The sequence below is a fragment of the Sphingomonas lacusdianchii genome (genome assembly GCF_022664395.1).
Classification (GTDB): Bacteria; Pseudomonadota; Alphaproteobacteria; order Sphingomonadales; family Sphingomonadaceae; genus Sphingomonas; species Sphingomonas lacusdianchii.
This window is the reverse complement of record NZ_JAKRET010000048.1, coordinates 1-6,170: the sequence shown is the minus strand read 5'-3', so window position 1 is coordinate 6,170 and position 6,170 is coordinate 1. Positions and strand designations below refer to the sequence as shown.

9 protein-coding genes and 1 pseudogene are annotated in these 6,170 nt (G+C 63.3%); 9 read left to right on the top strand and 1 reads right to left on the bottom strand.

Annotated features, from left to right (window positions below):
• The 9 genes and pseudogenes from MF607_RS22175 to MF607_RS22135 form a co-directional block, all read left to right on the top strand.
• Positions 1-92 (top strand): annotated as a pseudogene (locus MF607_RS22175) (integrase catalytic subunit); the annotation flags it as partial.
• 188 nt (positions 93-280) lie between these two features.
• Positions 281-613 (top strand): ArsR/SmtB family transcription factor, encoded by a 333-nt coding sequence (locus tag MF607_RS22170; protein ID WP_058746512.1) that lies wholly within the window; start codon positions 281-283, stop codon positions 611-613.
• A gap of 11 nt (positions 614-624) precedes the next feature.
• Entirely contained in the window at positions 625-1,053 is a 429-nt protein-coding gene (gene arsC, locus MF607_RS22165; protein WP_058746513.1) for an arsenate reductase (glutaredoxin), read from the top strand.
• A complete protein-coding gene (locus MF607_RS22160) occupies positions 1,053-2,339 on the top strand; it encodes an arsenic transporter (RefSeq protein ID WP_242122339.1) in 1,287 nt (428 codons plus the stop codon). Before arsC ends, MF607_RS22160 begins: the two co-directional genes overlap by 1 nt.
• Positions 2,336-2,770: an arsenic resistance N-acetyltransferase ArsN2 gene (gene arsN2 / locus MF607_RS22155; RefSeq protein WP_058755833.1), complete on the top strand. Its 435-nt coding sequence runs from the start codon at positions 2,336-2,338 to the stop codon at positions 2,768-2,770. Before MF607_RS22160 ends, arsN2 begins: the two co-directional genes overlap by 4 nt.
• Complete coding sequence (gene arsH, locus MF607_RS22150) at positions 2,770-3,525, top strand: arsenical resistance protein ArsH (RefSeq protein WP_242122338.1); 756 nt, start codon at positions 2,770-2,772, stop codon at positions 3,523-3,525. The genes arsN2 and arsH overlap by 1 nt, the downstream gene beginning before the upstream one ends.
• Positions 3,522-4,019 (top strand): arsinothricin resistance N-acetyltransferase ArsN1 family B, encoded by a 498-nt coding sequence (locus tag MF607_RS22145; protein WP_242122337.1) that lies wholly within the window; start codon positions 3,522-3,524, stop codon positions 4,017-4,019. The genes arsH and MF607_RS22145 overlap by 4 nt, the downstream gene beginning before the upstream one ends.
• 85 nt (positions 4,020-4,104) lie before the next feature.
• Positions 4,105-5,535 carry an amidohydrolase family protein gene (locus MF607_RS22140; protein ID WP_242122336.1) on the top strand — a complete coding sequence of 477 codons (1,431 nt, stop codon included), beginning with the start codon at positions 4,105-4,107 and terminating at the stop codon, positions 5,533-5,535.
• A gap of 50 nt (positions 5,536-5,585) precedes the next feature.
• Positions 5,586-6,074, top strand: a complete 489-nt coding sequence (locus tag MF607_RS22135) for a TonB-dependent receptor plug domain-containing protein (RefSeq protein WP_242122335.1) — start codon at positions 5,586-5,588, stop codon at positions 6,072-6,074.
• A gap of 3 nt (positions 6,075-6,077) precedes the next feature.
• Here MF607_RS22135 and MF607_RS22130 read toward each other — a convergent pair.
• Positions 6,078-6,170: integrase catalytic subunit (locus MF607_RS22130; protein ID WP_242117239.1), on the bottom strand; the 93-nt coding region annotated here is incomplete at its 5' end.

The following is a 6,170-nucleotide window of genomic DNA, read 5'->3' as shown; positions in this document are numbered from 1 at the left end:
CCCCGCAAGCGTCGACACCGCCATTGCCGGTCTCCGGCTCCGCTTCGCTCCACCTCCGCCCGGCAATGGCGGCGGACACAACAATGCACTAACAATCACCCCGGACCACCCGGTGGGGGCTGCTCAGCCTGCGAGACGACGCGGCGGTTCTCTGAATCGATCGCATTTTGGGACGCTCTTGGTCCTCCCGAAAACCTGTTGCGGGTGAGTGGTGGAACACCTGAGCTACTAACAAGCGCGAGACAGTAGCGCCAATCGATATATCTGCTATGCTGGATATATGGAAAAAGATTCGGCTATTGTTGCGCTTGGTGCACTGGCACAGGGAACGCGCCTGGATGTGTTCCGCCTGCTGGTCCGTCACGAACCCGACGGCATGGCGGCCGGTGAAATAGCCCGTCAGCTAGACGTGCCCCAGAACACCATGTCGGCGCATCTCGGCATTCTCGCGCGCGCTGGCCTGATCCGCTCCGAACGGCATAGTCGCTCGATCATCTATCGCGCCGATCTGGACGGTCTGCGCGCGCTGACGCTGTTCCTCGTCAAGGATTGCTGCGCGGGGAACGCGGAACTGTGCGCGCCGCTCATCGCCGAACTCGCCCCCTGCTGCTGAAAGGACGCCCCGTGGCCGTCGATATCGTCATCTATCACAACCCCGATTGCGGCACCTCGCGGAACACGCTGGCGATGATCCGCAATGCCGGCATCGAACCGCATGTCATCGAGTATCTAAAGACGCCCCCTGCACGCGCGCTGTTGGTCGAGCTGATCGACCGCGCCGGTATGACGCCGCGTGAGCTGCTGCGCGAGAAGGGAACGCCCTATGCGGAGCTGGGCCTCGGCGACACGGCGTTGTCAGACGAAGCGCTGGTGGATGCGATGATGGCCCACCCGATCCTCATCAACCGGCCGCTGGTCGTCTCGCCGCTCGGCGTGAAGCTGTGTCGCCCTTCTGAAGCAGTGCTTGATCTGCTGCCTAGCGGCCAGCTCGGCGCGTTCGCCAAGGAAGACGGCGAACAGGTGGTGGATGCCTCAGGCCAGCGCGTCGTCTGATGCTGCTTGCCGTCCTGATCTTCGTCGCGACGATCACGCTTGTCATCTGGCAACCCAAGGGCCTCGGCATCGGGTGGAGCGCGATAGGCGGAGCCGTCGTGGCGCTACTTGCCGGCGTCGTCACCCTGTCCGACGTGCCGGTAGTATGGGGCATCGTCTGGAACGCGACCGCCGCGTTCGTCGCGATCATCGTCATCAGCCTGTTGCTCGATGAAGCCGGGTTTTTCGAGTGGGCGGCATTGCATGTCGCCCGCTGGGGCGGGGGGCATGGTCGCCGGCTGTTCGTCCTGATCGTGCTGCTGGGTGCGGCAGTGTCCGCGCTATTCGCCAATGATGGTGCGGCGCTAATCCTGACACCAATCGTCATCGCGATGCTGCGGGCGCTGGGGTTCAAGGACAAGGCGACGCTGGCGTTCGTCATGGCGGCGGGGTTCATCGCCGACACCGCCAGCCTGCCGCTGGTCGTCTCGAACCTCGTCAACATCGTGTCGGCCGACTTCTTCCGGATCGGGTTCGGCGAATACGCAGCCGTGATGGTGCCGGTCGATCTCGTGTCGATCGCCGCCACGCTGGGCGCGCTGCTGATTTTCTTCCAACGTGATATACCGCGAGATTACGACGTGGGGGCGCTGCGCGCGCCCGGTGCCGCAATCCGCGACGCCTCGACCTTCCGCGCCGGATGGATCGTCCTTGCCCTGCTGCTCGCCGGCTTCTTCCTGCTTGAACCGCTTGGCGTGCCGGTCAGCGCCGTCGCCGCTGCCGGCGCGATCCTGCTGCTGGTGATCGCGGGGCGGGGCCATGTCATCCAGACCAGCAAGGTGCTGCGCGGCGCGCCGTGGCAGGTCGTCATATTCTCGCTCGGCATGTACCTGGTCGTTTATGGCCTGCGGAACGCCGGCCTGACCGATCATCTGGCGGCGCTGCTCGACTACACCGCGCAAGGCGGTGCGTGGGGCGCGGCGCTGGGAACCGGCGTGATCGCGGCCGTGCTGTCGTCGGTGATGAACAACATGCCGACCGTGCTGGTGGGCGCGCTGTCGATCGACGCCGCGCACGCGACAGGGGTGGTCAAGGAAGCGATGATCTACGCCAACGTGATCGGCTGCGACCTCGGCCCCAAGCTGACGCCGATCGGCTCACTCGCCACGCTGCTGTGGCTCCATGTCCTCGGCCAAAAAGGCGTGCGGATTGGATGGGGTTATTATTTCCGCGTCGGCGTGACGCTCACCGTGCCGGTACTGCTCATCACGCTCGCGGCGCTGGCGATCAGGATCAGCATCGCATGACAGAACTGACCATCACGCCACTGGAATCTAGCGAGCTGGGCGGGTTGGCGCAGGCTCTGGATATGGCTGCTCTGCCCAACTCCGATCTCGCTGAGCCGGATCGTATGTTCTTCCGGTTCGATGCCGATAGCCTCGTGGGTTACGGTGGCCTTGAGGGGCGGGGGACCGATCGCCTGCTTCGCTCGATCGTCATCCTGGGCAATCATCGGGGGCATGGCTTGGGGCGAACGTTGGTCGCCACTCTCGAACAACAGGCACGCGATCTTGGTATCTGCCGCCTCCATCTGCTGACAACAACGGCCGCACCGTTCTTTCGGGCGCTCGGCTATATCGACGCCGATCGCGACGCCGCGCCCCCGGCAATAGCCGCCTCACGCGAATTTACGTCGCTGTGCCCCGCCTCGGCCTCCTATCTTGCGAAAACCCTCTGATGCCGCTCCGTACCGTTGCTGATCCCGATAGCCTGCCAGCGCTTGACCCTGCTTATGCCATCCAGCGGCCAGCCTTGGGTCTTGGCCCGCTCGATCCCGCGCCGCGTATCCTTCTGCTCTACGGATCGCTGCGCGAGCGATCCTACTCGCGCCTATGTGTCGAGGAAGCGGCGCGTCTGCTCCGGTTTTTTGGATGCGAAACCCGCATCTTTGATCCGTCCACTCTGCCGCTGCCCGATCAGCACGCCGGTGACGATCATCCGGCCGTTCACGAGCTGCGCGAGCTGTCGCTGTGGTCAGAGGGGCAAGTCTGGTGCAGCCCCGAACGGCATGGGCAGATTACCGGCATCATGAAGCTGCAAATCGACCACCTACCGCTCTCGATGGGCGGGATGCGTCCGACGCAAGGCCGCACGCTTGCCGTAATGCAGGTGTCTGCCGGCTCGCAGTCATTCAACAGCGTCAATACGCTGCGCGTGCTGGGTCGGTGGATGCGGATGGTGACGATCCCTAACCAGTCATCGGTAGCCAAGGCGTTCGAGGAATTTGACGATGCCGGCCGCATGAAGCCGTCGAGTTATTACGACCGGATCGTCGACGTAATGGAGGAGCTGGTGCGCTTCACGGTGCTGCTGCGCCCACATACCGCGCAATTGGTCGATCGCTATTCCGAGCGGAAGGAAGCCGGCGTGCCGGTCGACCCAGCGACAGATTTGTCCAGCATCGCCATTGCTCCACAAGGCCAAGTCTCATGACAGCCATCCCGACCATTCGCACGGCCAATGTAGCGGATGCGGCTGCCGTCCAGGCGATCTATGCGCCCATCGTGGAGGGCACTGCTATCTCCTTTGAGGAGGTCCCGCCCTCGATCGCTGAGATGGGGGAGCGGATCGCCACGACCTTGGAAAATTATCCGTACCTCATCGCCGAGCGAAACGGCGAAGTCATCGGATACGCCTATGCCAGCCAGCATAGATCCCGCGCCGCCTATCGGTGGTCGGTCGATGTCACGGTCTACATCGCCGATCAGGCCCACCGGACGGGGGTTGGACGCGCCCTCTATTCAAGGCTGATCGCGGAGTTGACCGAGCGCGGAGTTCACGCCGCGTTTGCGGGCATCGCGCTGCCTAATCCCGGCAGCGTCGCGCTCCATGAGAGCATGGGCTTCACGCCGCTGGGTATCTACCGGGAGGTAGGGCAGAAGTTCGGGCAGTGGCACGACGTCGGTTGGTGGCAGCGGCTTTCATAGCGCTGGCTTGCGCCCTTCAAGCAAAACTACCTGTAATCCCTACTCGATATGGGGGAATTAACTCTAAAAGGGCAAAGGTAGAAATTTGAATATCAGCGTCATCGCATCGCTACGCCGCCAAAAAACGGGGGTAGCAGCCCTCCTAGCCATGTGTGCGGCATCGTTAGGCGCGACGGGTGGTATTGCGCAGACGCCTTTGAACGATCGTCGTTCGATCATTCAGACGGCTACGACCGACGACCCTCAGCGAATCCCGGTCAAGGAAAGCACCGCTGCAAAAGCCGTCACCGTTCTGGTCGGTGGCTTGGTTTTCGATGCTAAATCCGCCCGGTCAGCACCTGCTACCGTGCTCATCGAGGGCAACAAGATCGCCGCAATATGGCCGGCGGGCCGTCGTGACTGGCCGGCGGACGCCCGGGTCATCAATGTCGGTGGCAAGACGGTCCTGCCTGGCCTGATCGATCTTCACGTCCATCTGACCTATCCGGATAGCACGACGCCGATCGACCTACAGGCGAGCGAAGGTGACGGCGTGCTGCGGGGGGCTAGAAACCTGCGCTGGATGCTGGAAGCCGGCATCACGTCGGTTCGCGATCTGAACGGCGTCGCGGATGCTCCGTACATTCTGGCCGACTGGAGTGCGACCAATCGTATTCCAGCGCCGCGCGTGTTCACTGCCGGGCATATCATCACGGGGACTGGGGGCCACGCGACCGAACGGCCGGTGTCGCCCAGCCACGGCCCCGACTATGCTTGGGAACGCAACGGCGCTGATGCCTGGCGGGGCGCCGTGCGGGAAACATTCAAGCGCGGCGCCACCATCATCAAGGTGGCAAGCCACTTCTCACCCGACGAGATTGCAGCGGCCGTCGATGAGGCGCATCGCCTAGGCCTGAAAGTCACCTGTGATTGTGAGACGGTCTACACCGCCCTCGCAGTAGATGCCGGCGTCGATATCATCGAGCATCCTTTGCCCCGCACGGACGACACAATCCGGGCCATGGCGCGGCATCATACGGCATCGGTCCCGACGCTCCAGGTCTACCAGAACGTACTCGATCGCTCCGGTGGCTTTTACGGGTCGACCTCTAGGCGTTTCACCTTATCCGCGCAGGCTGACTTCGACGTCTTCCGAAAGATGAAGGCGGCCGGGATCGTCATGGGGATCGGAACCGACACGATCGGCGATGCGAACCAGTTGGTCCCCAACGTCTACCTCGCCGAGCTGCAATGGTTCATCCACGGCGGCTATTCGCCAGCGGAGACGCTTCGTACCGCGACGCTGACCAACGCCCAAATCCTCGACATGGACGACAAGCTGGGCAGCATCACAGCAGGTAAGCTTGCCGACATTCTTGTCGTCGATGGTCGGCCCGATGTCGATATCGAGGCGCTGCGCAAGGTCGACAAGGTGTTTCGCGACGGCATCCTGCTCGTCGATGCTGGCCAGATCGTCGTGCCGCGACATCAGCCCAAGCCGCTGACAAAAGCACCACCCTTCGACGCTGTCCGCTGACGGCCGCGCGCCCGCGCTCTTACCCATCACGCTGCACAGCGGAGATTTCCATGCATATCGTACCTAGCCTTCTGGCGCTTTCCGTTGCCTCGCTCACGCCTGCGCTCGCTCAGGCGCAGCAAAGCGATGCTCTTGCCGCTCCAACTGACACGGGCGAAGGCAGCGACATCGTCGTGACCGGCTCGCGCGGGCAACCGCGCACGGTCGCGTCCAGCCCAACCCCGATCGACGTCATCAGCGGTGAGGACATTGCTCGCCTGTCAGGTGGCTTGCAGCTGCGCGACGTCCTGACCCAGTTGGTGCCGTCCTTTCAGGCCCAACAGGTCGGCAGCTCGTCGTTCGACAGCGTAGCCCGTCCTGCCGGTCTTCGTGGACTGTCCGGGGTGCATGTCCTGGTGCTGGTGAACGGTAAACGGCGACATAATTCCGCGCTCATCAACCTCAATTCCGGTAACGTCTCGGCAGGGGGCAACCCCGTCGATCTGGACCAGATACCGGCCAGCTCGATTGAGCAGCCCCCACCGGGTGGTCCGGGGTGATTGTTAGTGCATTGTTGTGTCCGCCGCCATTGCCGGGCGGAGGTGGAGCGAAGCGGAGCCGGAGACCGGCAATGGCGGTGTCGACGCTTGCGGGGC